This window comes from Ruminococcus sp. (assembly GCF_016283395.1).
Map to the genome: position 1 here is coordinate 110,879 of NZ_JAEEMU010000036.1, position 26,666 is coordinate 137,544.

At 41.8% G+C, this 26,666-nt stretch carries 18 protein-coding genes; 9 read left to right on the forward strand and 9 right to left on the reverse strand.

Annotation, left to right across the window (positions count from 1 at the left end):
* Positions 1-44: 44 nt before the first annotated feature.
* Positions 45-1,769, reverse strand: coding sequence for a substrate-binding domain-containing protein (locus QZZ41_RS05470; RefSeq protein WP_295069264.1), 1,725 nt, complete (start codon positions 1,767-1,769; stop codon positions 45-47).
* A 310-nt stretch (positions 1,770-2,079) separates the two neighbouring features.
* Between QZZ41_RS05470 and QZZ41_RS05475 the strand changes: the two genes are divergently transcribed.
* A complete protein-coding gene (locus QZZ41_RS05475; protein WP_295069266.1) occupies positions 2,080-3,366 on the forward strand; it encodes a hypothetical protein in 1,287 nt (428 codons plus the stop codon).
* A gap of 214 nt (positions 3,367-3,580) precedes the next feature.
* Here the strand turns inward: QZZ41_RS05475 and QZZ41_RS05480 are convergent, their stop codons facing one another.
* The 5 genes from QZZ41_RS05480 to QZZ41_RS05500 form a co-directional block, all read right to left on the reverse strand.
* Positions 3,581-7,288 (reverse strand): lectin like domain-containing protein, encoded by a 3,708-nt coding sequence (locus QZZ41_RS05480; RefSeq protein ID WP_295069269.1) that lies wholly within the window; start codon positions 7,286-7,288, stop codon positions 3,581-3,583.
* Between the two features lie 296 nt (positions 7,289-7,584).
* Entirely contained in the window at positions 7,585-9,030 is a 1,446-nt protein-coding gene (locus QZZ41_RS05485) for a HAMP domain-containing sensor histidine kinase (protein ID WP_295069272.1), read from the reverse strand.
* Positions 9,020-9,694 (reverse strand): response regulator transcription factor, encoded by a 675-nt coding sequence (locus QZZ41_RS05490; RefSeq protein WP_295069274.1) that lies wholly within the window; start codon positions 9,692-9,694, stop codon positions 9,020-9,022. The genes QZZ41_RS05485 and QZZ41_RS05490 overlap by 11 nt, the downstream gene beginning before the upstream one ends.
* A gap of 180 nt (positions 9,695-9,874) precedes the next feature.
* Positions 9,875-11,125, reverse strand: coding sequence for a carbohydrate-binding domain-containing protein (locus tag QZZ41_RS05495; protein ID WP_295069275.1), 1,251 nt, complete (start codon positions 11,123-11,125; stop codon positions 9,875-9,877).
* A 197-nt stretch (positions 11,126-11,322) separates the two neighbouring features.
* Positions 11,323-12,138 (reverse strand): DUF169 domain-containing protein, encoded by an 816-nt coding sequence (locus QZZ41_RS05500; RefSeq protein WP_295069277.1) that lies wholly within the window; start codon positions 12,136-12,138, stop codon positions 11,323-11,325.
* Between the two features lie 598 nt (positions 12,139-12,736).
* On the opposite strand from QZZ41_RS05500, the gene QZZ41_RS15425 reads away from it, so the two are divergent.
* On the forward strand, positions 12,737-13,732 hold the full coding sequence (locus QZZ41_RS15425) for a dockerin type I repeat-containing protein (protein WP_367267448.1): 996 nt from the start codon (positions 12,737-12,739) through the stop codon (positions 13,730-13,732).
* Positions 13,733-13,779: 47 nt separating this feature from the next.
* Here QZZ41_RS15425 and QZZ41_RS05510 read toward each other — a convergent pair whose 3' ends face one another.
* The 3 genes from QZZ41_RS05510 to QZZ41_RS05520 are packed head-to-tail and all read right to left on the reverse strand — an operon-like array spanning position 13,780 to position 18,017.
* Complete coding sequence (locus tag QZZ41_RS05510; RefSeq protein ID WP_295069279.1) at positions 13,780-14,781, reverse strand: dockerin type I domain-containing protein; 1,002 nt, start codon at positions 14,779-14,781, stop codon at positions 13,780-13,782.
* 43 nt (positions 14,782-14,824) lie between these two features.
* The gene (locus QZZ41_RS05515) at positions 14,825-17,473 is read right to left on the reverse strand and encodes a CotH kinase family protein (RefSeq protein WP_295069282.1); all 2,649 of its coding nucleotides are present in this window, start codon (positions 17,471-17,473) and stop codon (positions 14,825-14,827) included.
* A gap of 10 nt (positions 17,474-17,483) precedes the next feature.
* Positions 17,484-18,017: a flavodoxin family protein gene (locus tag QZZ41_RS05520; RefSeq protein ID WP_295069284.1), complete on the reverse strand. Its 534-nt coding sequence runs from the start codon at positions 18,015-18,017 to the stop codon at positions 17,484-17,486.
* A gap of 183 nt (positions 18,018-18,200) precedes the next feature.
* On the opposite strand from QZZ41_RS05520, the gene QZZ41_RS05525 reads away from it, so the two are divergent.
* The 7 genes from QZZ41_RS05525 (at position 18,201) to QZZ41_RS05555 (ending at position 26,521) form a co-directional block, all read left to right on the forward strand.
* Complete coding sequence (locus tag QZZ41_RS05525; protein ID WP_295069286.1) at positions 18,201-18,386, forward strand: hypothetical protein; 186 nt, start codon at positions 18,201-18,203, stop codon at positions 18,384-18,386.
* A 359-nt stretch (positions 18,387-18,745) separates the two neighbouring features.
* Complete coding sequence (locus tag QZZ41_RS05530) at positions 18,746-19,747, forward strand: ATP-binding cassette domain-containing protein (RefSeq protein WP_295069289.1); 1,002 nt, start codon at positions 18,746-18,748, stop codon at positions 19,745-19,747.
* A complete protein-coding gene (locus QZZ41_RS05535) occupies positions 19,744-20,547 on the forward strand; it encodes an ABC-2 family transporter protein (protein WP_295069291.1) in 804 nt (267 codons plus the stop codon). Before QZZ41_RS05530 ends, QZZ41_RS05535 begins: the two co-directional genes overlap by 4 nt.
* Before the next feature lie 6 nt (positions 20,548-20,553).
* Positions 20,554-21,357 (forward strand): ABC-2 family transporter protein, encoded by an 804-nt coding sequence (locus QZZ41_RS05540; RefSeq protein WP_295069294.1) that lies wholly within the window; start codon positions 20,554-20,556, stop codon positions 21,355-21,357.
* 251 nt (positions 21,358-21,608) lie between these two features.
* Positions 21,609-23,303, forward strand: a complete 1,695-nt coding sequence (locus QZZ41_RS05545; protein WP_295069297.1) for a bifunctional diguanylate cyclase/phosphodiesterase — start codon at positions 21,609-21,611, stop codon at positions 23,301-23,303.
* A 3-nt stretch (positions 23,304-23,306) separates the two neighbouring features.
* The gene (locus QZZ41_RS05550) at positions 23,307-23,642 is read left to right on the forward strand and encodes an Hpt domain-containing protein (protein WP_295069300.1); all 336 of its coding nucleotides are present in this window, start codon (positions 23,307-23,309) and stop codon (positions 23,640-23,642) included.
* 86 nt (positions 23,643-23,728) lie between these two features.
* Positions 23,729-26,521, forward strand: a complete 2,793-nt coding sequence (locus QZZ41_RS05555; RefSeq protein ID WP_295069303.1) for an amino acid permease — start codon at positions 23,729-23,731, stop codon at positions 26,519-26,521.
* Positions 26,522-26,666 lie beyond the last annotated feature (145 nt).

The window sequence follows — 26,666 nt, forward strand, 5'->3', positions numbered from 1 at the left end:
CCCCGAAAAAACGCAACTTACATATGGAGAATAACGGATAAAAGTCATGATTCCGCAAGCCTTTTTTTGAAGCTCTCGCCGTACATTCTTGATACATGGAGCTCCTCTTTGGTAGAAAGAACAGCAAGAAGTGTGCGGTTGAAGCCGTTTTTGTACCCGACTGTACGTTTCATATTTATAAGTGTGGAACGGGAAATGCGGAAGAAATCCTTTTCCGAAAGCATCTCCTCCAGCTCGAACAAACGCTGCTTTATTTCGTATTTGCCGCTTTTCAGAGCTGCAAACACCTTCTTTTCGCCTGTTTCAAAGTACAGTATATTTTCCAGCGGCACTTTAGTTATCGAGCCTTTATTCACTACCATTACCGCAGCAGCCAGCTTTTTTGCCTCTAAATCATTGCGGATAATATCCGTTTTTGTGTCGGTCTGTGTATTCTGAGCGTAGTCCGTACACTGCTGACGTACACGGAGCATTTCAGCTCCTATGGCTATCCTGTTTGCAAACTGCTTTGCATGAAGCGTATAAACGTTAGGCTCGGCGTAGCCTATGGTCATGAAGCCGTATACACGTTTATCAAAAGTCAGCGGCATGACGTGGACATTCTGTATAGCTCCGAATGAGAACATATCGGGATATATGTTCTCAGCGCGGAACTCTGCGGTCTCACCGTTTATAAGATAGTCCTTCAGATAGATACATTTTGCATTTTCATCGCCGTTTTCCATAAGATTAACGCTGACGCTTATCTGATTGCGGATAAGGTACTTGTGGTTTTTGATAAAGTGTGAAAGCTCTTCCTGCGAGCGGACTTTGTAAAGCTTTTCCTCGAAGCAGCTGTTTCTGAACTCCATATCAGCTATCTCCTGTTTATGCAGTTCATCAAACTTTGCGCGGACATTCAGCTTGCTTTTTCTGCCGCAGCCGCAGCTCTCACCCGTAATGATGCAGTGCTTCTTGGGTTTGAGTTGTTCCGTTTCCTCACCTGTTATAAGGGAATGGAGCAGTGCCACAGCTCTCTGACCGCAGAAATGAGTATCGGCTGTAAGAGTAGTTATAGATACGGCAGAGTTTGAAGCATACGGAGAATCGTCAAATCCCGTAACGAGTATATCCTCGGGAACGCGGAGTCCAACGAAGAAGAGCTGTTTTATGAGGGCGTAAGCTATCTCATCGTTGAGACAGACGATAGCATCAGGCTTTTCTACAGTGCCGTATGCGATATCCTTTGCAAGAGCTTCCGCACCTGATATCCAGTATCCGCCGTAAAGGAGATTTTCCTCGCCGCAGGGCAGTCCGTACCTGTTCATAACTTCAACAAATCCGTCGATACGTTCATCGGCGATACTCTTTTCGCCGCCGAGACAGTATACAGACTTGCAATCGTGTTCTGTAATGAGATGCTCAACTACTTTTTCAAAGTTTTTTTTATTCTCCATACCGATGACATTTGGCAGCAGATTTGACTGACCTATAACAACTACAGGACACCGGCAGTTTTCACGCAGTGATCTTTCAATAGGCGGTATAAGGTTCTTATGAGTTGAAAAAGTGTGCTCCACAAAAATAACGCCGTCGTATCTGTCATAGTCGATAAGGCTGTATATCCATTCCTCATTGTGGGTATACAGTTCACTGGTTTGAGGCATAGAGAACGTAAATGTGCGGTATCCGCAGGCGTTAGCCTGATTTTGGATACCGATGATAAAACCGTCATTGTGATCGTTTTTGAAGTCTGAAAATATTACAGCTATTGATTTGTCTGCTGGCATAAAAACGCCCTCCTTTGTGTTTTTGTAGTAGAAAGATAAGTATATAATGTATAAGAAGCAGTATTTAATGACGAAGTGTACATTTTGAGTGACGAACTGCATATATTGTCAGCTTGTCAAATGGTTGGCAGCTTAGTTTTGATTTTGTACATTTCGTCGCCGAATTATGCTTTTTGTCGCGGAAATCAACGTCTTATCCCGAAAATATTGAGTTATTCCGTGGGGTATGATAAACTATGATCACAGACAGGGAACACAAAGTTTCCTGGAACGTGAAAAAATATATCAATACAAATGGAGGAAAAACACTATGAAAAAACTGGCAAAAGCTATCGCAGCTATATCTGCTGCAACAATTCTCGCTATCCCTGCAAATATGACAGCATCTGCTTATCTTGTGGACACAGGAAAGTCTTTCAGCAATCCGCTGATAAACTATGACTTCTCAGCAGGAAGAGGTCAGCAATGGCAATATGAGTCGATTCAGAAAGACATTCCTGTGCTGACAAAGACCATTCTGGAAGCTAAAGGCAAGTACACTTACTATGCAACTACTGACACAAGATGTAATGAATACGGCAACTGCGATATGTTTGCACTTCTCCCACTTGAAGTTGCGACAACTTCAAAGATCAATAATGCCCGTCCCTATGTGGATAATCTTTCTGTAAAGACCAAAGCAGGAAATTACTACGCATTGGTAATGGAGTATTCAGATGTTTCAAAGACCGATAGCCACCGCAGGCGTCCAAGCATTAAAGTTAACGAAAAGGCTTGTGATTACGGACTTAGAATGCTTGAAGGTACTTATTTACAGAATATCCTGAATAACTTCTATATAGATCATCCAGAGAATATAACCTATAGCAATATAAAGTACAATGGCGGCTATACAGGCAATATTTACCTTAATGATTATTATGTTGCAGGCATGAGACTTTCAAGCTCAGACATCTATACAACATTTGATGAGCCTGTTCTTGAAGAGAATCCCAACGGAAAAGGATTCCGTACAAGGATAACATTCCATATAAGCAATCCCGTTCCTACTCCGACTATCTATCTGGGAAGATCGGGTTCTACATCGGGGTCAGGTACTTTTGAGTTCCTTAAGGACTTAAAGCTCACCTGTAACGGAGATCAGTCCACAGGTGTAAAGGAGTACATCAAGGTTGGCGGAATTTCAAAGAAAACTATATCTGTTCCATACAAAGATTATCTTGGATACTGTAATATATATCAGGGGCTTATCAGCTGTCCAGGCTTTGAAACACAGCTTAAGGGAGTTGTCCGTGAAAGATTCCTTGATAACAGGTTCAACGCCTATAAGCGTGTAGGTAATACAATTTATATCTACACAGGCAAGAATGCAGGCATCGGCGATCCTGACTGGTTAAGAGGCTCAGGCAGCAAAAAGTTTGAAGCATTCTTCCGCTGCGGCGGCAGAGATATCATAGGACATTGCAGCTCATTGAGAACATTACTCTCAAATGCAACTACAGTCTGCTTCTATTCAGACGCTACACCTACATCTGCAGGCAGTCAGTATTATTCCATGAGTGCATCTACTCTCCTTAACAGGCTTGACCGCGGCTGATAAAGCAGTATAATATAGTCAGATAAATACCTTAAAGCAGTCTGTAGAGATACAGGCTGCTTTTCATATTTATGATATCACGTTTTTTGACTGTGTGTCAATGCAACTTACACCTTTGAAAATGCATCTTACCGCACGAAAAAAGCAACTTACTTTTAATAAAAAAAGGACGGCAATTGCCGTCCTTTTTTGTGAACCCACCTATTCTATCGCCTTAGAAAAGGCTGTTGATGATATCGAGCCAGTATATGAGACTGTTGATAAAGTAATTCAGTATCATATCGCATACGGAAGTGGTTTTTGTCTGTACAAAGTCAACGTATTCACCGTTCTCGGTGTGACCTGTTCCGTCCATAGGGTCGACAGTGTATGTTTCAACGAATTCTCCTGCATCTTCATCGCGGATAGAGACGCAGACATTTCCGTTAAAATCTGATCCTGCAAATGCTCTGTAATTGCCCTCACCGTTTTTCTTGATGAAATCATTCAAAACCATTTCTTCGAGCTGATCGTATGAATAGAACTTTACACTGTTCTTTTCAGTATTTTTGATATAAGTCAGCTTTAATGTATGACCGCAGCCGTCATCATCTGCCCATGAAAGCATTATGCCGCCTTCTGCTTCTTCGGCAGTGAAGAATACCTTTCCGCCATTGATATATGCAATACCATAGCCGTCGGCAAAACGGTAGCTGAACTCTAAGTCTGTTCCGAACTTTGCGTCATAGTATACAGCTGTATCATTGTTTCCGCTGAACCAGAAATAACCGTCAGAACCCGTACCGCTCAGGTCGTCACATCTCCAGAGACCTTTTGCGAAGTGTTCCGACTCTATCATAACAGGGTTATACAGATCAATTATATCACCGTTTTCGTCAGTACATTCGCCTGTCAGGCGGTCAATGCGATAGAAAGGTATTACAGACATCTGATCGAGATAGTACGGCTTGTCAACGTAATGAAGTATAACATATCTGCCGTCTGTGATCTCCATATCTATGTATTTATTTCGCTTGCAGGTCATTGCTTCGTAATAATCGGAAACGAGCTGCATTATCTTGTCGTTGCTGAGGTAATTAAAGGTCTCGGGAGTTGCGTCGGAGATGTATTCAAGCTCGGTCGTCATGTTGTGGATATCCTTCGTAACTGCCCTGTCCTCCCAGATAGTAACGAGTTTCTTTTCAGTATAGCCGTAGTCATAAGTGATCTGTAACTGATCTTTTACAAGGCTGAACTGTGCAGGGCGTTTTTTATCTGAATACGGATCAATAACAGTGCAGTCCTTTCCGTTGGCATCGAAATAGATGTAGTACAAAAAGCCTGACTGATTGGAGACGCTCCATATACCCTGCCTGAAAGAAGTTACACCTGTATCCTGCGGAACGTTTTCAAGGTCGATCAGATTATTGTTATCATCAATACAGAGCAGTCCTCCGTTATATGAATGATAGTTTATTTCTTTTCCGTTTTCGAGCTTCACATTAACGATAACTTCATATCGCTCGTATGAAGCTTTAACAGATATGGGTTCTTTTCCTGTTGCTTTTGTTATGTATTTCTTGGCGAATTCGCAAAGCTGGGGATTTGAGTAAAAAGGTGCTTTTTCTTCGCCTTCGTACCATAAGTCTAATGTATCTGTTTCCTTGTCGTCCCAGATTATAGATGCAGTATAATGGTTTGAAGTTACCATGCCCTTGCGGACAGAGCCTTCACTTGTGACAGTGAGTTCGTTATCTGCCATTGTGTAAGAAAAGTCGGTTCTTTTGCCTGTTATTCTGTCGATACAATAGCCTGTCCTGCCGTCCTCATTGAAATAGTACCATGCGGCTGCATTTCTGAGCACCCATGTACCGTTTGTGAATGAGTCTGCACATTCTCTTTTTACGTTGAATGTATATTCAGTTGGTTTAAGACCTTCCTGCTGTGCAGTAAGTTTTATTGAGAACGGATATGCTCCGCACTTATATGTACGCTCTTCATAAGAACCTGTAACATTTTCGCCGTCAGTAAGTGTACCTGTCATAGTGGGGAGCAGAGTGAGCTCATCTGCTTCAGCAGGGATAATGATATCTGCTCCATTGTCGATATCCACATAGAATTTATCTGATCCTGAGATAGCGAGCATATTGATTATCTCAGCGTGTTTTTCGGAATAGTGCTTTGAGAAAACAATGTCCTCATCGCCCTCTGCATATGCGGAGATAGTCATATCCTTCTGAAAACTAACGGGCGCAGTATAGAGCTGATAATCTCCGTTATCTACAGAATAATAAATATCCTTGCCGTCAGCACAGCTGAGTGATATCTCAGTTCCGGGGGCAAGTGCATCGCTGTATGTTGAGAAATGCACAGCACCCTCATCACAGGTCATAGCTCTGAGACAAAGATTGCCTGTGAGATATTCGGAATCATAGTCATAGCTTTCATACAGATCGGTCCAGTTCTGTCCGTCTGAGCTGAAAAAGCTTTGATTATCGCCAAATGTTTTCATTATCCTCTCTTCATTTACAAGCATAGATGAATTAGTGAGGTTATTGTTAAAATCGGAATTACATAAAGGTTCTCCGTGGTTATTGTTCGAGAATTCACAGGCAATATGATATCCCTGAGCACCGTTTATCTTTGCAACAACGGCAAATGTCTCACCTTCGCTGATATGAACAGGCTCGTCAAGTGTTATGGTCTGATAACCTATGTGGTCAAGTGTTCCTGTTGTGGCAGTATGAGCTTCGCCCGATGTAGGCACATCAGCATCTGTAACGCCTGTATAAACAGTTATTTCGTATTCATCATCAGGCACACAGCAGTTCAGCATAACATCTGTTATGAAGCCGTTTTCTTCTGCTGTATACTCATTTGAGATATATGTACAGGTATCGCCGTCCTCGGATATACCGAACTGACCGCTTATACCGCAGTCGTCGTATGAATACAGATGATCGTGCATCTCGGCTCTTTCTTCTTCAAAGAACTGCATCTCATCAATAGAGTTATCATAGTAGGATACCCAGTAAAAGCCGTTATCGCCTCTGTCAACGCCCCAGCTGTTTTTTACCAGCCATGCACCGTTCTTTCCCGGGGAAGTATTAAAGTTGTCGGCAGAATAATCGTCATCATAGCCAACGATTATAACAGCATGGTCAGAACCGTAGTTTGATTCGTTATAGATCGCGGAGTTGAAATAGTTATATGATTCGTCCTCGGAAAAATGCATTGAAAGGTATATCGCATGACCTTCACATATCGCACGTTTGACTGTATTGAGGTTTGCATAGAAAAGATCAGAGCCTGTTATCCTTTCATAGGTCGTATGATCGTAAAAATCAATGCAATGAGCATCTGTCACATGAAGCTCTGACTGCTTCTGCAATTCCTTTCTGGAAAGGTCAGATGTGTATTCCTCATCGTATGGCGCAACAGCTTCGGAAACCGCACCTATCCAGTTTGTTAGCAGACCAAGAGCATCTCCTGCATTTGCTCCGCTGCCGAATTCGATGGAACCGTCACCGTATTCTTCAGATACCATATATGTTCCGAGATAGCGTTCCGAAAGATCTATATGCGGATCTTCTGCCATTCTGTCAGTTTCGAGACTGCCGAGCATAGCGTGTGCCCAGCAGGTACCGTAACCGCCCTGATTTTTTACAGATGAGACAAGTCCCTTTGTACGCAGGTCGAATTTCGACGGAAGTTCATAATCATCGTTTTCTGCCTCTGTTGACACAGCGATATCAGCCTGTATCGAAGTAGGGGAAGGGTGCAGGTGCTTAACTTCTGTATCCTCATTTGCTTCTTCCGTTATCTCAGCAGTATCGGATACTTCGTTTTCCGTATTTTCTTCAGCAGCAAAAGCAGCACATGGTGTGTATGGAAGTGTCATTACAAGACCTGACAGAAGTGCGATAGTTTTCTTCATTTTCATACTTAATATTCTCCTTCAAATTTATTCTGCAATAATTAGTTATTATAAAGTGGATAATTGCATATTAGATCGATCGTACATATAATACAATCGTAGCAAAAAGATGAAATGTTACATATTTGAGAAAAATTTTTTCATCAATTTTTTTTGATACGCAAATGATCCCGATATTCAGCGGATATTCCAATAAAAAATTTTTAGGTAAAACAAAAGCTCGGGCATTGCCCGAGCGAATAAATGATATTTTTTTACTGTTATAGTGCCTGCGCATAACGTTCATGAAGTGCAGTGACAGCTTACTTGGTAAGATGCAGTGATATCCTGAATAAGCTTCCTTTTCCTTTTTCGGATTCAGCTTCGCACTTGCCGTTATGGAGAGTAACTGTCTGCTTTACGATAGCCAGACCGAGTCCTGAAACGCCCTTGCCCTGACGCTGACGCTTTGTGTAGTATTTATCCCATATGCGTTCAAGCTCTTCGGGAGCAATACCCTTGCCGTGATCGGCGATCTCGATAACAGCATCATCGTCTGCGATCTTCAGAGCAACTCCTACCCATTTATCCTCACCTGCGTGACGGACGGCATTGTCCATAAGGTTATATACAGCTCTTTGCAGGCGTGAGACATTTCCGCGGATATGTACATTCTCAGCGATATTCCGCTCAAAGACATATCCGTTCTTTGAATGTAGATTTTCAAAGCTGTCGGTGACTGAATCCACGATCTCGCTGAGGTCAGCATCGGTCATTGCAAGTTGTGTATCGGTCATCTGCAATTCGGAATACTCCAGTATCTCGTTAACGAGAGCCGTAAGCCTGTCTGTCTCCTCAACTATTACAGCTACGTCCTCTGCGCATTGCTTTTCGTCCTCACGGGAGATATCCCTTATCATTTCAGCGTAACCCTTTATCATAGTGAGGGGAGTACGCAGATCGTGTGAGACATTTGCAAGGAGTTCATTCTGGAACTCCTGCGATCTTTTCAGCTTATCCGCTGTTTTGTCGAGAGTATCGTTAAGCTCGTCAAGCTCCGAACAGAAGCCCTCGCGGAAAGGAATATCACTGCCTTTGTCGCCAAGCTTATGTGCTTTTTCTGTGAGCTGAGCAACAGGGCGCGAAAAGCTCCTTGACATGAACCATGCAAGCACAAAGCCAATGACAACAGACAAAAGAGTCACCCATAAAAGCTGTATACGGATTATCCTTGCCGTTGAACCCACTGCGTTAAGTGTCGTACCGATATAAAGCACAGCTTTTTCATCGCTGCCGCAGAAATCTATATATCTTCCGTAAACATACAGATCATAGGTCTGCAATTCGGCTTTGCCGCTGTCAGAGGAGATGAGTTTACCCAGAAACTCGCCGTAGTTTTCGGGAAGCTCTCTGTAATGTCCACGTTCACCTTTAAAGTCTGCTTTCATACCGTTGAGTTCAATGTCACGGTTTCGGTGCATCTTCTTGTATTCGTCTGAGGAATAAAGTATATTCCCATTAGTGTCCGTCACGAAAACAAGTACCGAGTTATCACGGGAAAGCTCGTCTATATATTCGGTTATATCGCTTGAATTGCTTTGAGAAGCTATTTTATCGGCAGCCCTGACGGTATTGTTTATGACCATGCTATTGTAGAAACGCTGCAAGAATACGGTCTGCAAAAGCCACAGGACAGCAAAGATAACGGCAGTGAAGAATATAAAGTAGCCCAGCAGTTTTCGCTGGAAAGTTCTTGTTTTAGAGCTCAAATTTATATCCCACCCCTCGTATGGTCTTGATACAGTCACGGTACTGACCTAATTTGCTGCGCAGAAGCTTTATCTGCCAGTCAACAGTCCTGTCAACACCGAAGCTGTCGTATCCCCACACTTCATTCAGTATCCTGTCACGGGAGAGTACAATGCCCTTGTTCCTGACAAGAAGCAAAAGAAGCGAATACTCCTTCGCAGTAAGATCAGCTTTTTCACCGTCAACTTTAACAGTCATGCCGAAGGTATCTATTACAATGCCGCCGATACTGATATTTCGTGCTTCTTCTTTTATTTCAGGCTTTTTCTTATGGCTCAGGATGACCTTGATACGTGCCATGAGCTCCATAGGCGAGAAAGGCTTTGTAACGTAATCGTCCACACCTACCTCAAAGCCGAAGAGCTTATCGAACTCAGTACCTCTTGCAGAAAGCATGATAACAGGGATATCCTTGAATTCCTTTATCTTCTTGCAGGCGGTAAAACCGTCGGTATCAGGCATCATAACGTCCATTACAATAAGGTCGAAATCTTCATTATGACAGGCTTCGATAGCCTGCCTTCCGTCAGAAACGGTTATTACATCGTAGCCCTCGCGCTGAGCGTAACGGCTTATGAGTGTAACTATATTAGGCTCATCATCGGCAATAAGTATCTTCGGCATAGCGCACCTCCGCAGTATTATTGTTAATATTATACACGAAAAATGCTCCTTTGTAAATAACGCAGGAGCATTTTTGCTTAGTTGTTATGCCTGCCGCCATAACCTATTTCATCAAGTTGTCTTGCAGTTCGGAAATACTTTTTTGGCAATGCTGCTTCAGTTTGTATTTGGTGATAGTTTTCAGAATCTGCCGCCTCTGCCTCCGCCGAAGCCGTTCATATTGCCGCCCATGTCACCGTCAATTCCGCCGTGCATACCGCCGCCCATCATGCTCTGAGGTATCTCGGACACTTCTTCGCCGTTGATGATTATGGTTCCGCCGTTGAATTCGGCTGTTTTGTCGTAGTCGAATGATGACATCTGAGCCGTTACGTTTATCGTGCCGCCGTTTACGTAGATAGAGCCGTTTGCGTCGATAGCGTCCGTATCGCCCTGACCGACTTCAACAGTGATGTAGCCGCCGTTTATTTCGATAGCAGTTTCGTATGCAGTTGTATTTGCGGAAGCGTTTATGCCGTCATCAGTTGCATATATATTTATATCGCCGTCGTTGATGAGTACGTATGTAGCTTCGAGTCCCTCGGAAGCTGTGATATCGAATGTACCGCCGTCTATCTGTAGAAGTGCGCAAGCCTGAATACCGTCACTCTTGCCGTTGATGCTGAATGTGCCGCCTGATATTGTGATAGTACCCTCAGTTTCGTCATTTTCGCAGTGGAAGCCGTCCTTGTTTGTGGAGATATCAAATGTACCGTCGCTTACCGAGATAGAGTCGTTTGCTTCAAAAGCGTCAAGGGCAGACTTGACATTGTATGTACCGCCTGTTATTTTCATATCGTCCTTTGAAGTGATACCGTTGCCGTAATATGAAGTAACATTAAGTGTACCTGTTCCGTTGAGAACGAGGTCGTCCTTTGAGTATATAACAGCATCTGTATTTGTTTCGCCGTCAGAGGTGAACTGACCGCTGACTGTAAGTGTATTCTCGCTGTCTGTAGTTGTGATGAAAACCTTATCAGCTGAAACTACATATATTGCAGGAAAATCATCGTTTGTAATGCTGACTCCGTCAAGAACGAGCTGTACCTTTGCGTTTTCATCAGCTTCAACTCTTACAGTGCAGTTCTCGGCAGTTCCGCTTATGGTATATATGCCCTCTTCTGTTATGTCAATGGTCGTATCGTCAGAAACGCTGATGCTCTTTGCTTCGCTTGTATCGGCAGTCTGCTCAAGCTCACGCTCAGTATAAGTTACTTCCTCGATGTTTGAAAGCTGCTGTGCAGCGGCTGTATCTTTTTCCTCTGATACGATAGCTGTTTTTGTCTTAATACCAGATGAAACGCTTGTCTCTGCGTTGTTATTGTTTCCGCAGCCTGTTACTGCTGCTGCGAACATTGCTGCCATAAATGAATACATATATATTTTTTTCATAATAACTCTCCTTTTTAATACATCGTTGGTGGTTTTTGTTTCTATGTCTGTATTATACAGGAGCAGTTTGTAGGATAAATGGATTTAAAGTGGAATATCAGTTGTGTAATGTGGAATTTCGGTCGTGCTTTGTGATAGTTCGGTGAATTAAGGACTCAGGATAAAAGAAAACGCCGCACAAGGCGGCGCAGCGATAATCAATTCATATTCGGGATCATATAGCTCTTTCCCTCATCAAGTCCCCATGCCTTGAATAAGTTATTATAAAAGACGGGACGAGCGAAATCGTATTCCATATTCATCTGGAAGAAGGAATGCTTCATTCCCATAAAGTTAAGTGCATTCAGACCTCTTTCAAATTCTTCCAGCTTGCAGAACGGGACAGATAATATCACATCATTTTCATTTGTATTGGCGTTGATATAGTCACCAGGATCAGGAAATGAAACGCGGTATTCTCCTTTGGTAAGAGAAGGGACTATTCCCCATACACATGAATCTATTGCGTCAAACTCTGTTTTCATAGCAGTGCCTGTCTGTGTTTTTATTCCCATTATTATAGTACGGAGCTCGGAATTATTACAGTTTATCACCATTACATCGGGCTTGAATTCTGCCGTACCGAGAGGTGCGGTAAGTATGCCCTTGTATTTTCCGCTTGGAAGGTGAGGCATTGACTCGATAAACGCAGCAGCTGCATCGGGATCTTTTATGCCGATAACAGGAAGAAGTTCATTAAATGCAGGAGTGCCTTCTTCTAACTTCACATGACCGTAAGCAATAAGCGGTGCCCAGCACCAGTGGTCCTGCTTCTGCATATAAACGGTTTTTCCTTCTCTTCTTGAAAGCGCAAATGCCTGACAAAGCGTCAGATGCTGACCAAGATCGCGCAGGGGATAAACGGCGTTTTCGGGGATATCAGCTTCATCACTTATCATTTTAAGTGCAATTGCGTCATAGCGTTGACCGATAGTGTTTTTTAGTAATTCAGAGATACGTTTGTTTTGTTCCATAATAGATCTGCTCCTTCATTGAATTCAAATAATAACGTGATGTTTACAGTTTGTCTATTCATCACTATAAAAAAGGTATAGTTCAATTATAACCTAATACAGTTCCTATTACAAGAGAAAAACGTGTTATAAGGTGAAAATTCAGCAATAAATGTTTAGAACCCTTACAAAACAGCAATAAATACTTATTATAATTCAGATAAAAGAAAACGCCGCACAAGGCGGCGCAGTAAATATCATAAAAATGTAAGCATTATTTATACTTTTCAATAGTGTAAGTTGCAGAAAAGCATTATCTCCACACGTAAAACTATAGCCGAAGTATTCCGCCTTGAGTTGTGAACTGTTATTGTATCATTTACAGATATGAACATCGTAACACAAAAAATCAGTTCGTTTTGCAGTAAAACTTACTGAAAAGCAGATTTAAACATATTAATGAATCACGGCATTTGCAGATATATCTGCATTTTTTGTGATTTGGAATTTTTTTCAAAAAATTTTTGGAAAACTGTAACATTTGATATTGGTGTTCCGAATGTTATTCATGAAAGGTCGATCTTATAGATTTTATGAAAAGAATTCGGAGGAAATAAAAATGAAAAATTTTGTTACTATTATGGCTGCCCTTGGCATTATGTTTACATCAGTACCCGTTAGCACTGCTTATGCAGCAGATTCTGCTCAGACTTCCGTAGTATCGGAAGCTTCACCTGCAACAACAGACATCGAGCATCTTGCAGGTCAGTGGAAATATCAGGCATCAGATACAGATCTTTATGTAAGTATAAGCCCTACAGATTATGGTACATTTGATATAAATAAAGACGGAACATACACTTTTACAGACAATAACGGAAAGAAAACATCAGGAACAGTTAAATTCAGCATTGAAACTATCGGCGGAACACCTTTCCAGTGCATAAGCCTGTATGAAGGTCAGGAGAGAATGTTCGGCGGTTATTATCACAGCGATGATCCCGACATCATCTATCACGGAAACAACCACTTCTCACGTATAATCCGCAAAGAAGCATCTGAAGCAAAAATGTCTGATTTCGTAGGAAGCTGGAAGTATCAGGAATCGAACGGAAACTGCACTGTTGATGTTTCTGCAAAAGATGCAGGTAACATGGAAATAAATGCAGACGGCACATATAAGTTCACAAAAAATGACGGCGTCTCAGAAAAAGGCAAGGTTTATCTTGGCGATGAAACTATAGGCGGCACCGTTTTAACTGTACTCAGATTTTATAACGGTTCTGATCAGAAATTTTCAGCTACTTACCTGTCGGAAAGACCTGATGAGCTTCACATCGGCAACGGCGGTATGATGCGATTTGTTAAGGAGTCCGCTGCGGCTGCAAAGGTTAAGGGCAACGGCGATGCAAATTGCGACGGCAATACAGATATGTCAGACGTAGTGCTTATCATGCAGGCATTATCCAATCCAAACAAGTACGGCACAGAGGGAACAGCTGCCGAGCATATCACCGCAGCAGGCGTTAAAAATGCAGATGTTGACGGTGACGGACTCACTGTAAATGACGCACTTCATATACAGAAATATCTCTTAGGCGAGCTCAGCCTTTAAGTTCAATATTCAACAAAGCACCGACCATATGGTCGGTGCTTTTGCACTTATTTGTATTCCATATATTCTTCCAAGGGTAATACATCTTCTTTTGTGGTTGAAGCATATGCATAATAGGCAAGAATATTTGAAGCATCAATTGCATTTATCGCTCCGTCGCTGTCAACATCAGCAGCAAGCTTTTGCTCAGCGGTATATCCTCCGTTTTTATTTGTGGAAACAAGTGCATAATACGCAAGGACTGATGAGGCATCAATTGCATTTATGAGTCCGTCGTTGTTTACATCGCCAAGATCATATTTGGTCTTGATTATTTTCTCGCCTTTGACCTTAATATAGCCGTTGTAGATACCTTTTGTGAATACGTAGGTCATCTGTAGTCTGCCTGCGTCATCCTGCTCAGTATTAATAAACGTATCAGCGGCTATGCCGTCATTTGTATATGAAATGCCAAATGGATAGAGTTCGCCTTGTTCGGCACTTTCGGGAACGATAAAATCAATGGTGAATAAGCTGCCTTTAGTCAGTTTGTTCTCATCTGAATACGCATAGAATACAAGCTGTCCTTCTTCCACCATTGCAGAACCTGTTGTGAAGTCCTGTACTGCCTTTCCTGCGTTCATTACCTCGCCATTGGAGTTCCCCTTGACAGTCAGACGGGTATCATAAAAGAAGTGGAGCTTAATGCGGCTGACAGGTTCTGTTGCACCTGTTATACTAAAATATACTCGCTGGACAGTACCCTTTGCGTATTCGGGCTCAAGTCCGATCTTGTCGAAAAAAAGCATTATACCGCCATTATAATCCTTTGGATCTATTTTCGGTGAATTCCATTCTCTGGGTTGTACCCAGCTTTTACGGTCATAGGGCACTTCCTCATCGTTCTGGTAGTTAAAGGGATTTTCTGTGACAGACTCACTTGCTGCAGCAGCTGAGGTCAATATTGAATTTGTTTTTATGATACGATCAGGGAAACAATGTAAAAGCGAAAATACAAACGCAAAACTTGTAATTGCTGATATAAAGCGATCAAAGCTCTTCTTTTTCATATTGGACCTCCTGTATTGCACATAGCAGACTTTTAAATAAGGATCATTCGGTCGGTTCGAGACTGTTTATTATCCTGAGCAGATATTTCTGTATTTTTAATGCGTCATTTCCTGTAAGTCCTTTTGTAGTAGTATCAACATCTGCCTGTATCTTGCCTTTTTCGGTTATAGCACTTGGCGATGTTCCACCCACGTCATACTTATTAGGATTAGCGATCGACTGCATTATCAGTACAGCATCCGAAAGATCGACTTCACCGTCACAGTTGGCATCGCCCCATAGCGATTCCGTGATCTGAGTATCACGAGCGTATACCGCCTTTATGACAACATTGCTGTCGACAGGTTCAAGAACAGCCTCAGCACTTGCCGCGCTTCCCGATGCAAAATCAGCACCGCTTATATCCCAGCGCAGAAACTTATATCCCGATTTTGGAACAGCTTTAAGCGTTATGGGCAAGCCCTGAGGATAATCACCCTGCCATTTGCCTTCAGCACAGTCAAGAGTAAGCGTATTGAACTGTACACTGCCCTGATCGGCATTATTATCCAGAGTTACCTGATATGTTTCACTGCTTACCTTGTCGCCAAGGTACTCAATAAGCTGAGATTTGGCATATTTGGCACGTACTTTCCAGTAATCGCGCAGTCTATTGGTCTCAAATTCTAACTTTCCTTCCGCATCGGTATCCAGTTCACCTTCGCTTGTATAACATTCATAAGAAAAGCGATCAAAGGTATCTGTCATTGGAGCTTTATACACTGAATACAGTTCTTCGAGCCTGCGCAGAACGTTGTCGGCTCTGTAATTTTCGTTGCAAAGGTCGAAATATATTCGCATGAATTCGGTACGGGCTTTCTCGCTTTTGTTGATCATATCAAAAAGAATATCGTAGTTCCAGCCTCCCGACAAGGTCTTTGTCTTGAAGAGGTTATCCGCTTCGGCAGTGCCTCCATAAATTCCCTGACCTGATTCAGTATCATACAATACAAGGCGCAGCTTACCGTCAGCATAGGGATTAGAACTGTCAACATTTCTTGTTTTCCAGAAAGCAGTATTATTGAATCCCGAGTCCACATTGCCTATGATCAATTCCACAGCCATATAGTTCAAAAAGCCTTTCATGTCTATGATCTCGGCGAAGTTGTCGTAGATATCACCGCTGTCCGTATTGTATTCAATATCGCTGATCTGTTGGTAAATATCCATTATCTCGGTATCATGCGGTGTATCACTTTTGACACATATTACATCATTGCTTTTGACTTTGTAATGGTCGGCGATGAAGTCCTCGTCAATTTTTTCTGTAATATTATAAAGTCCCCAGAATTCACCGTCAATGAATAAAATACATTCTGTCTGCATCAGTGTTCCGAAGTTCCTGTCTGCTGCCAATTCCTGATTAAGACGGTCATGAAGTTTGGTTTTGGTATCATTGCCTCCGTTTCGGAGCGATATGCTGTCAAATGAATCAATAACTTTTCCTTTGACATTTTTCAGCTTATCGTTGAAGAAGTCATATTCCATTTTTCGCGGACCGTATTCACTTCGCGCATTGAAAGTGAAGCTCTTCTGAGACTCAATACGCGACGTACCTCCGCGTATACGTATACCGATATTCGCACTGTACGAAGCCTCGCCGTTCTCAAATACAGTTATACTTGCAGGACGCTCCCATTCTTTGCCCCTCATTATAAAATTGGAAAGACCAAATTCAGAATCGGCTCCTTTTCCATTTACATATATTCCTTTTTCGTAATCAAAAAGATTGTCGGGATCGGTCACAAGAGATATAACGCGCATATTTCTTGTGTAATCGTTTTCGGAATACCCTACGAAATATGTATTTGAAACGATAGGACTTATATTACCGTTTGTATCTTCCGCTATGGCTCTGACTATCATTGCCTTGTCCACAGGCTTTTCGGGAGCAGTATAATCACTGTAATTTATGTCGGTTATTGCGGAATATACATTTTCTTCCGATGACTTGTCATATACAGATATGGGAGACTCATAATGCTTTGAATTTACAGTCGGATCACTGCCGTCAAGTGTATAATAGATGTTATATCCTTCGGGCGCGGAAAGAGAAAGCTTGAAATCGGAGTCATAGAAGCCGCTCTCCTGTGAAAAAATGGGCATGGGAACACTTATCAAAAATGCACTTTCAGGATTTGAACTATCGGGAGAAAGCACCTTCATCACTCCGAAGCTGTCACTTCCGTCAGGAAGCCTGCCATATGAGGTATTATCCGCAAGTGCAGGTATCTCGATATATTCGACCATGTTGCCGTTTGCATCTGAAAGCAGCATGGTGTCGCCGTTTTTTGAAAGTCCGAACGTTGTTCCTTCTATTGCATTGTCATCTTTCACATCGCAGTATACCACATAAAAACCGCCTGCCGCAATTACAGCATTCTCAGGGAAAACGTATTTATCAGGCGTATCCACATCATCGGAGAGTGAATATCCGCTCAAAGACACTGCTTTATCGGTGGGATTATACAGTTCCACAAAGTCATAGAAATTGCCGTCAGGTGCAGCAACAGTGGTATTTTTTGTGCAAATCTCATTGATAACTACGGCTTTTTCATTATCTGCACCAATTGTAATAAGCGGTACATGATCTGCAAATGTAAAAGCCGTTATTATCATGCAAGCCAAAGCTTTAGAAATTTTAATATCCATATCTCAATACTCAAAGAGCTTTTCCGAGTTCATAAGCCTGCTTTGGATAATCGGTATTCTTCAGCATATCGGGAGTCATACAGTTGACTCCTATTACTGTGCCTGCAATATCCCATTCAAGATATTTCGTCATGCCCTTAAAAGTCTCCAGTGCGCCGTTGGCAGTTTCAAGGTTATCATCAGCCATTGCTACCATAAGAACAGCTTTTTTATTTCCGTGCAGGACAGCATCATTTGCATAGAAGCGATCGATCACTGCCTTGAGCTGTGCATTTATATCATAATAGTATATAGGCGAAACCAATACTATGGCATCTGCTTCTATGAGGTGTGGATTAAGCTCCTGCATATCGTCCTTGAACACACAGCCGAGTGTGCCGTTATGGCATTTTTCACAGGCTATACATGGGTGAACATCTTTAAATGCTGCATCAAAACGACAGACCTCATGACCTGCTTCTTCCGCGCCTTTAATAAACTGCTCGGCAAGATAAGCTGTAGTTCCGTTCTTGTGAGCACTTCCTGTAATTATTAATACTTTCATTATGATCTCTCCTTTGATTATTTTGTGTAAGGATCGCCGTTATGGGGAAAATGGCATTTCTTATATACATTATATCTTATATCAAATTAAAGGTCAAGCAGATATACTGCTTTGTCATACAACGTCGAACCTGCGAATATAATTCAGTGACTAAATATCGCAAAAGCGGAAGGAGAAACTGAAATGAGAAAAGTACACAGAAAGATAGTAAGCGGAGCACTTTTATGCGGCTGCGCATTATTTACACTTTACGGAGCATCACGCATAGCCGAAAGAGCGGAAAACGGTGCATTGCCCGTATCAATTACAGATATGGAAAATGAAACTCCCGTAATAGTGCTTGATGCAGGTCATGGCGCATCAACTTAAACATAGTTAGTAAATCTTTAAGTTGATTGACGTTAAAAAGCTCCGATCGAGAGGTCGGAGCTTTTGTGCTTTAATATGTAAAATACGGGACATATTAATGAAAAAATCCCTTGACAAATCAAAGATCGTACTGTATAATGTTTTTATATTAAATGAAAGGAAGGTGAACTTCATGAGAACAGCATACACTTATATGCCATATTATAGACCAGCAAAAAACAAAATGTCACAAAGCAAGGAGTTTGCCTGCATAGCCGTATAACAGCTTTTTTTAGCATTATATAACGGTGTACGTTCTGCGCTCCTGCATTGTGTAGGGGTGCTTTTTTATTGCAGGAGGAAAGAAAAGAGAGGTAAATATGTCAGCTATAATCGAGATCAAAAATGTAAGTAAGGAGTTTAAAGTACTCAATCGGCGCGAGGGACTCAAAGGCAGTCTCAAGGATCTGTTTTCACGGGATTACAAGATCGTACGCGCAGTGGACAACATCTCAATGGACATTCAGCAGGGCGAGATAGTAGGCTATCTCGGACCTAACGGTGCAGGAAAATCCACTACTATAAAAATGATGACAGGTGTTCTTGAGCCTACTTCGGGAGAAATACTTGTAAGCGGCAATGTCCCTTATCAGAACCGCACAAGAAACGCGCAGCATATAGGCGTAGTATTCGGTCAGCGTTCACAGCTGTGGTGGGCACTGCCGCTTGTAGAGTCCTTTAAGATACTAAAAGATATCTATCAGATACCTGATGAAAAATACGACGGCATAATGAAGCTTTATCGTTCACTTGTGGACATCGAGCCGCTGCTGCACAAGCCGGTTCGTCAGATGTCTCTGGGACAGCGTACTCTCAGTGATATCCTAGCTGCTTTTCTGCACGATCCAAAGATAGTGTTCCTTGACGAGCCTACTATCGGACTTGACGTTGCTATGAAATCAAGGATAAGAACTCTTATCCACGCCCTTAATAAGGAGAAAAATACCACTGTTATCCTGACTACCCATGATATGGGCGACGTTGATGCCCTATGTAAGAGGATAGTCATTATCGACAAGGGCAAAATGCTCTACGATAACGATATCAACCACCTCAAGGGCTTCTTCGGTTCATACAGAACATTGAAGCTCCGCATCGACGGCGACCTGAAAGAGCAGGCAAAGCTGTTACAGAAGGAGCTCCCCGAGTTTTCCGTATCAGCCGATGATGAGTGGATATCAGTTCTCGTTGATGAGGAAAAAGCTAAGGTCATAGACGTACTGAGCAAGCTGCAGCACTCTTATAATATCCGAGATATGCAGCTTGAAGAAATATCCACCGAAGAGGTCATCAAGAAGATATACGAGGAGGGTGTGCAATGAAACTGAAAAAATACCTTACCCTCACACGCGCAGGCATAATCGAAGCTTTGCAGTTCCGATTGTCATTCGTTGTAATGGTCATCGGAAATCTGCTGTATCTTATCGTAGTATACTTTCTTTGGAAAGCCATATATGCTTCCGCAGGAACAGACACAGTAAACGGCATGACATTTACTGATACCCTGATATACCTTGTACTGGCAACTGCGCTCTTCAACTTCATGGAGATGTACACAGTCTGGGAGATAGGACGAAATATCCAGTCGGGCAAGATAGTACTTGACCTGCTGAAGCCGATAGAATACCGAAAATACCTGTTCTGGTCGTACTCTGGCTCATTCGTTACTCAGTTCTTCCTGACATTTCTGCCTACATTCATAGCTGTGGCTGTTGTAACTCACGGAGCTATACCTATGGGGATAAATTTACTGTATTTCGTTGCTTCCGTAGTTATGGCAGTATCTATCAACTACAGCATAGACTTCATCGTAGGCACTATATGTCTCTATACCGAGTCCATATGGGGAATAAACATAATGAAGCAGGTCATCGTGCTCCTGCTGTCTGGTGCAACGATACCTATCGCATTTTTTCCCGATACACTTAAAACAGTGGTGAACTTCCTGCCGTTTCAGTCCATATACAATGCGCCGCTTTCGCTTCTGCTGGACGGTGAACCAAAGACTGAGACTGTTCTAACAACTCTCGGAACTCAGCTTATATGGTGCATAGTGATGATGACAATAAGCAAGGTGTTCTGGAAAACGTCACTGAAACAGATAACTGTGAACGGAGGCTGACAGCATATGAAAAGAAAAAGTTTGGGCTTCTACGCAAAAATATACTGCAAGATACTTGCACAGGATCTGAAAAGCAAAATGAGCTACCGTGCAGACTTCATCATCTCAACTATCGGAATGATATGCACCAATATAGCAGGCTTTATCAGCTTCTGGATATTGTTCAGAAACTTTCCCTCAATAAACGGCTGGGGCTACTACGAAATGCTGTTCCTTTACGGCTTCTCACTGATATCACTGACTCCCGTGCAGTGCTTCTTCGACAACAACTGGAGTCTGCGCCAGAACGTCTACACAGGCGACTTCATCAAATACTGTTTCCGTCCTATCAATACGTTCTTCTATTATCAGTCAGAGGTGTTTGATATCAAAGGTCTTGGACAACTTGCATTCGGACTGGTAATGCTCATCTATTCATGGATAAAGATAGGTCTGGGCTTCACGCCTCTGATGCTGCTGAAAATAATAGTGTTCCTGATAACGGCTTCACTTATTATGATAGCCATGCAGAACGCTGCGGCAGCTACCTGCTTCTGGATACAGAACTCGTTCTACGTTCTCGACCTTGCATTCCGCTTCAAGGATTACGCTAAATATCCAATTACGATATTCAGTCCCGTATTCAGGTTTATTTTCACATTTCTCATGCCTATCGCATTTATCGCGTACTATCCGAGCCTTGTGATACTGCGTCCGGATAAAGTGCCGATACTGTCGTGGCTTTCACCTTTTATCGGCATCGCATTCTTCTGGCTCAGCTATAAGATATGGATGCACGGTGCTAAAAATTACAGCGGCACAGGTTCGTGATCAAAACCACCACTTAACCTTGGTGCTCATATAGAAGTTTATAGTTATTACTCGGGGAAAACCTTTCTGAGGAAAAGTTCTCCTCAATAATAGTTATAAAAGCCTCTGTATTAGTATCATGGTTAAGAGGTGGTTTTTGATTTGAAAACAGATTATTAGTCTACATATTTAGCTTATTTACACAGAATAATTGAATATATATTAAAATTATAGTATAATAGAACCAAATCATCAATCTGGGGGGAATAAATATGCAGGAATTGCTTGAGCGGAAGCAAGGTCTTCATAGGACTGTGCTTATTGTTGATGATGAATTAATTGAAAGGGAAATGCTTGGAGCTATGCTAAGCGGAATATATGAGGTCATTTATGCGTCAAACGGCTTGACTGCACTTGAAATTATCAGGAAGGAAAAAATGACTCTTTCTCTTATCATGCTTGATCTGCATATGCCTGAACTTGACGGATACAGTTTACTGAAGATATTGCGTTCGGACAGTGAACTGTGGCGTATTCCGGTCATTGTACTCACTTCTGAAAAAGATGCCGAAGTAAAAAGTCTGCAACTCGGTGCGTCGGATTTTATTTCAAAGCCATATGATGCTCCTGAGATCATACTGGCAAGAGTAAATCATTCTATCGAGCTTTCCGAGGACAGAATTATTATTCACGGTACGGAAAGAGATGCGCTTACCGGACTTTTTAATAAAGAATTTTTCTTTGCGTACGGCAGAAGGCTCGACATTCAGAACGGGAATATGCCTATGGACGCTATTGTTCTTGATATAAACCGTTTTCATATCATCAATGAGCTTTACGGAAGAGCATATGGTGATATGCTCTTAAAACGGCTCGGCAGCATCATACATGAGCTTGTTTGCCAGACAGGCGGTCTTGCCTGCCGCAGCAACAGCAACAGTTTTGGAATATATATCCCTCATATGGATAATCCGAGGGAGAGTATCACTCGGTTTATATCAATGATCGAAGATGCTCTTGGCGACAGCAAGGTAAGCATCAGGATAGGAATATATTCCGATGATGATGTTAATCTTGATATGGAACAGCGTTTTGAACGTGCTCAGCTTGTCTGCCAAAAGATAAAAAACAACTATACGACCTGCTTTGATATTTATAATGCCGAATTGCACAGCAAAGAGCTTCATTCGGAACGGCTTATAAATGATATGGATACTGCCCTTGCAGAGAAGCAGTTCAAGGTTTTTTATCAGCCCAAATACAATATATGTGACGGTAAGCCTGCACTGATAAGTGTTGAAGCTCTCGTGCGCTGGTTTCACCCTGAATATGGCGTGATACCTCCCAGTGAGTTCATAACTCTGTTTGAGGATAACGGCCTTATCAGACAGCTTGACAAATATGTCTGGAATGAAGCTGCTGCTCAGATAAAACAATGGAACGATGAAGGATTTGATCTTCCCGTATCTGTGAACGTTTCAAGAGTAGATGTTTTTAATCCGCGATTGCTAGACATATTAAGCGATATAATAAAAACAAGCGGTATAGGCAGTGAAAGTCTGCTTCTTGAAATAACGGAATCAGCATATTCTGATAATGCACAGCAGATAATCAATACCGTTATGCGCCTTCGTGAAAACGGCTTCAAGATAGAAATGGACGATTTCGGCAGCGGATATTCCTCGCTCAATATGCTCTGTTCATTACCGATAGACGCGCTTAAACTGGATATGGAATTCATAAGGAATATATGCGAAAACAAAAAACATCTGCGTTTGGTCGGAATAATGATCGAGATCGCAAGACTTCTTGAAGTACCTGTTATAGCTGAGGGCGTGGAAACCAAGGAACAGCTTGATCTGCTGGAGGAACTTGGCTGCGATATAATACAAGGATATTATTTTTCCAAGCCTCTGTCTGCGGAAGAGCTTACCGCTCTTATGAAAGCTGAAGTTAGGAGTGTGTAGATCGTGCTGACGCTAAATAAACTCATTGACTTTGGTGCAGATGTGAAAGACGGACTTATGCGCTGCATGAACAAAGAAGATTTTTATCTTATGCTGGTCAACAAGTCTCTCAGTGATAACAGATTATCCCTGCTTGAGCATCAGATAAACACCAAGGATTATTATTCAGCATTTGAAACTGCTCATACGTTGAAAGGTATGTATTCAAATCTTTCTTTAACTCCTTTGACAGTTCCAATCAGCAAAATGACCGAACTCCTTCGTAACGGGACAGATACGGATTATACTGTTCTGTTGGAAGAAGCAAAAGCTCAGTTTCATAAGTTGTGTAATTTGTAATGTAAAAACGGGAACAGTTCTTTGAGTTGCTCCCGTTTTATTGTTTTATTGTGATATGAGAATGTATTGAAAGGTGGTAAAGAAAAATGGATAAAAAAACAGTGACCGAAACTCCTAAGCCCTACTTGTCGGGAATTGATGTATGGTCAATGGCTTTCGGCTGCATGGTAGGCTGGGGAGCTTTTGTAATGCCCGGAACAACGTTCCTTCCCATAGCAGGTCCTCTCGGTACAATAATAGCTATGTTCGTAAGTACGCTTATAATGCTGGCAATAGGCAATAATTTCTCGTTTCTGATGAATCTTAAACCCGGTGCAGGAGGAGTATATTCTTATACAAAAGAAGTTTTCGGAAGAGACCATGCATTTTTAAGTTCATGGTTCCTGTGTTTATCTTATCTTACTATAGTATTTCTGAACGGTACTGCGCTGTTTGTCGTATTGCGAACGATGTTCGGAGATGCTATCCATACAGGCTTTCACTACACTGTCTCGGGAAACAGGATATATCTTGGAGAAATACTCGTTTCCGTCAGTGCCCTTGCAGGTGTTGGCGTTTTGTTTATTACAGCGAAAAAGATACTCCATAAGATACATTCGTTTCTTTCTGTAATAATGATAGTCGGGATACTATCGGTCGCTGTAATATGTATTCCCCATGCTATTTCAAGCAGGTCGCTGAGCATAATCGGGTTAAAGGATACCAATATCTCATATGGCATCTATAGTATAATTTTTCTTGCTCCATGGGCATTTGTCGGCTTTGATGTTATTTCATTCGATACGTTTAATTTCAAATTCAAGGTAAAAAGATCCAAAGGAATTATTTTTACTGCTATAATAGCCGCAGGAATTGCATACACTGCATTGGCAATAGTAAGTATCTCTTCTGTTCCCGACGGATATGCCGACTGGACTGAATATATTACCGATCTGAGCAGCCTCTCAAATGAAAAAGCAGTACCGACTTTCTATGCTGCAAGGTCAATAATGGGAACACCCGGACTCATATTGATAGGCATTACCGCTCTTGCAGGTGTCCTTACGGGAATAATAGGCGGCTATCGCGCTACCATACGTGTTTTGTCAACTATGGCAGAGGACAAGATACTTTCCGAGGTTTTCTCAAAAACATTATATAGCACCTTGTTCATCATGATCATTTCGATCTCCCTTGCACTTTTCGGCAGAAACACCCTGAGCTGGTTCGTTGATCTCACTTCATTCGGAGCTATAGTAGGCTTTGGTTATACCTCTGCTGCCGCATATAAGATCGCCAAAAATGAAAATATAAAAAAAGTCAAGGCAACAGGATTGGCAGGTACTGTTATTTCGATAATATTTGTAATAGTTCAGCTTGTTCCGAGGATAACGGCTATGGAAGCAATGGGCAGCGAAGCTTTTCTGCTTCTTTCGTGCTGGTGTCTGATAGGCTTTGTTTTTTACTGGAGGACGATCACGCGCAGCACATTGATCGAATACAGCGGCATAGCTACATCGGGAGTTGTACTTTTTGCGCTTCTTATATATTCGGCGTTCCTCTGGCTTGCAAAGCATATTGATTCAAAGGAAAGGATCAGAGATGTACATTCTTCGCTTATATGCGGCGGTATCGTTCTTATGGTAGTCATTTTTACGGGACTTGTCATAATGATATACATTCAGAACCTTATACGAAAAAAGCACGAAGCTGCCGAGCTTGCAAGTATACGCGCAATGGAAAGAAACAACGCAAAAAGCCGTTTCCTTTTCAATATGTCCCATGATATACGTACTCCTATGAATGCTATCATAGGATATACAGGACTTGCTCTCAAGGAAGCGGCATCTCCCGTGCTTCATAACTACCTTGTCAAAATAGACCGTTCCAATAAACATCTGCTTACACTGATAAATGATATCCTTGAAATGAGCCGTATTGAAAACGGTAAAATGGAGATAGAATGTATCCCTACCGATATTTGCAGGATATTCGATGATATCCATGACCTGTTTGAAGAGCAGATGAAGCAGAAGAAAATGGATTTTAAGATCGATACTTCGGGAGTTAAAAACAGATTTGTTTTATGTGATGAAAAAAATCTTAACCGTGTGATCCTTAATCTTCTGAGCAATGCATACAAGTTCACATCAGAAGGCGGAAAGGTATATGTTTCAGTATCTGAAAACATCGGTGAAGAAGCTGGTTTCGGCTCATATGAGATAAGCGTTTGCGACAACGGCATAGGTATGTCGGAAGAATTTGCCGAAAAGATGTTTTCGCCGTTTGAACGCGAACGTACTTCAACGGTAAGCGGTATCGAAGGTACAGGACTTGGGCTTTCCATAACCAAAAGCATAGTAGACCTTATGGGGGGAACTATCAACGTTATAACTTCTACAGGTAACGGCACGAAGATCATATTGGATCTGAAACTGAAATTTGCCGATGAAGATGATATTGTTCAGGAAGAAAACAGTGAAAGTTCACATGATGATGAGATACTTTTTGAAGGCAAAAGGCTGCTGCTTGTTGAGGATAATATGATCAACATGGAGATAGCCTGCATGATACTTTCACAGGCAGGATTTACTGTAGATACAGCAGAAAACGGCAAGATAGCTGTAGAAAAAATATCTGCTTCCGAAAAGGGCTTTTATTCTGCTGTGCTTATGGACGTTCAGATGCCTGTTATGGACGGTTACACTGCCGCAAAGATGATACGTGAGCTTGACAACAAAGACCTTGCAGGAATACCTATAATAGCAATGACAGCCAATGCTTTTAAGGAAGATGAAAAGGCTGCACTCAGAGCAGGAATGCAGGGACATATTGCAAAGCCTATAGATGTAGATGTATTATTGAAAACTTTGACGAAAGTATTGTCAGAATATAAGTGATAACTTATGTATTTATATATAGGATAGAGTCGGTATTTAGCCTTTTTACTAAATATCGGCTCTGTTTTATTATCAACAAAAAACGACTTGTATTTCTTATTGAAAAAAGTTATTATAAAAATATATATGTTCGTTTTTTATTTAT

Coding starts and splice junctions, on each gene's coding strand:
- QZZ41_RS05470 (WP_295069264.1), bottom strand. CDS start 1,769: ATGCCAGCAGACAAATCAATAGCTGTAATATTTTCAGACTTCAAAAAC.
- QZZ41_RS05475 (WP_295069266.1), top strand. CDS start 2,080: ATGAAAAAACTGGCAAAAGCTATCGCAGCTATATCTGCTGCAACAATT.
- QZZ41_RS05480 (WP_295069269.1), bottom strand. CDS start 7,288: ATGAAAATGAAGAAAACTATCGCACTTCTGTCAGGTCTTGTAATGACA.
- QZZ41_RS05490 (WP_295069274.1), bottom strand. CDS start 9,694: ATGCCGAAGATACTTATTGCCGATGATGAGCCTAATATAGTTACACTC.
- QZZ41_RS05495 (WP_295069275.1), bottom strand. CDS start 11,125: ATGAAAAAAATATATATGTATTCATTTATGGCAGCAATGTTCGCAGCA.
- QZZ41_RS05500 (WP_295069277.1), bottom strand. CDS start 12,138: ATGGAACAAAACAAACGTATCTCTGAATTACTAAAAAACACTATCGGT.
- QZZ41_RS15425 (WP_367267448.1), top strand. CDS start 12,737: ATGAAAAATTTTGTTACTATTATGGCTGCCCTTGGCATTATGTTTACA.
- QZZ41_RS05510 (WP_295069279.1), bottom strand. CDS start 14,781: ATGAAAAAGAAGAGCTTTGATCGCTTTATATCAGCAATTACAAGTTTT.
- QZZ41_RS05515 (WP_295069282.1), bottom strand. CDS start 17,473: ATGGATATTAAAATTTCTAAAGCTTTGGCTTGCATGATAATAACGGCT.
- QZZ41_RS05520 (WP_295069284.1), bottom strand. CDS start 18,017: ATGAAAGTATTAATAATTACAGGAAGTGCTCACAAGAACGGAACTACA.
- QZZ41_RS05525 (WP_295069286.1), top strand. CDS start 18,201: ATGAGAAAAGTACACAGAAAGATAGTAAGCGGAGCACTTTTATGCGGC.
- QZZ41_RS05530 (WP_295069289.1), top strand. CDS start 18,746: ATGTCAGCTATAATCGAGATCAAAAATGTAAGTAAGGAGTTTAAAGTA.
- QZZ41_RS05535 (WP_295069291.1), top strand. CDS start 19,744: ATGAAACTGAAAAAATACCTTACCCTCACACGCGCAGGCATAATCGAA.
- QZZ41_RS05540 (WP_295069294.1), top strand. CDS start 20,554: ATGAAAAGAAAAAGTTTGGGCTTCTACGCAAAAATATACTGCAAGATA.
- QZZ41_RS05545 (WP_295069297.1), top strand. CDS start 21,609: ATGCAGGAATTGCTTGAGCGGAAGCAAGGTCTTCATAGGACTGTGCTT.
- QZZ41_RS05555 (WP_295069303.1), top strand. CDS start 23,729: ATGGATAAAAAAACAGTGACCGAAACTCCTAAGCCCTACTTGTCGGGA.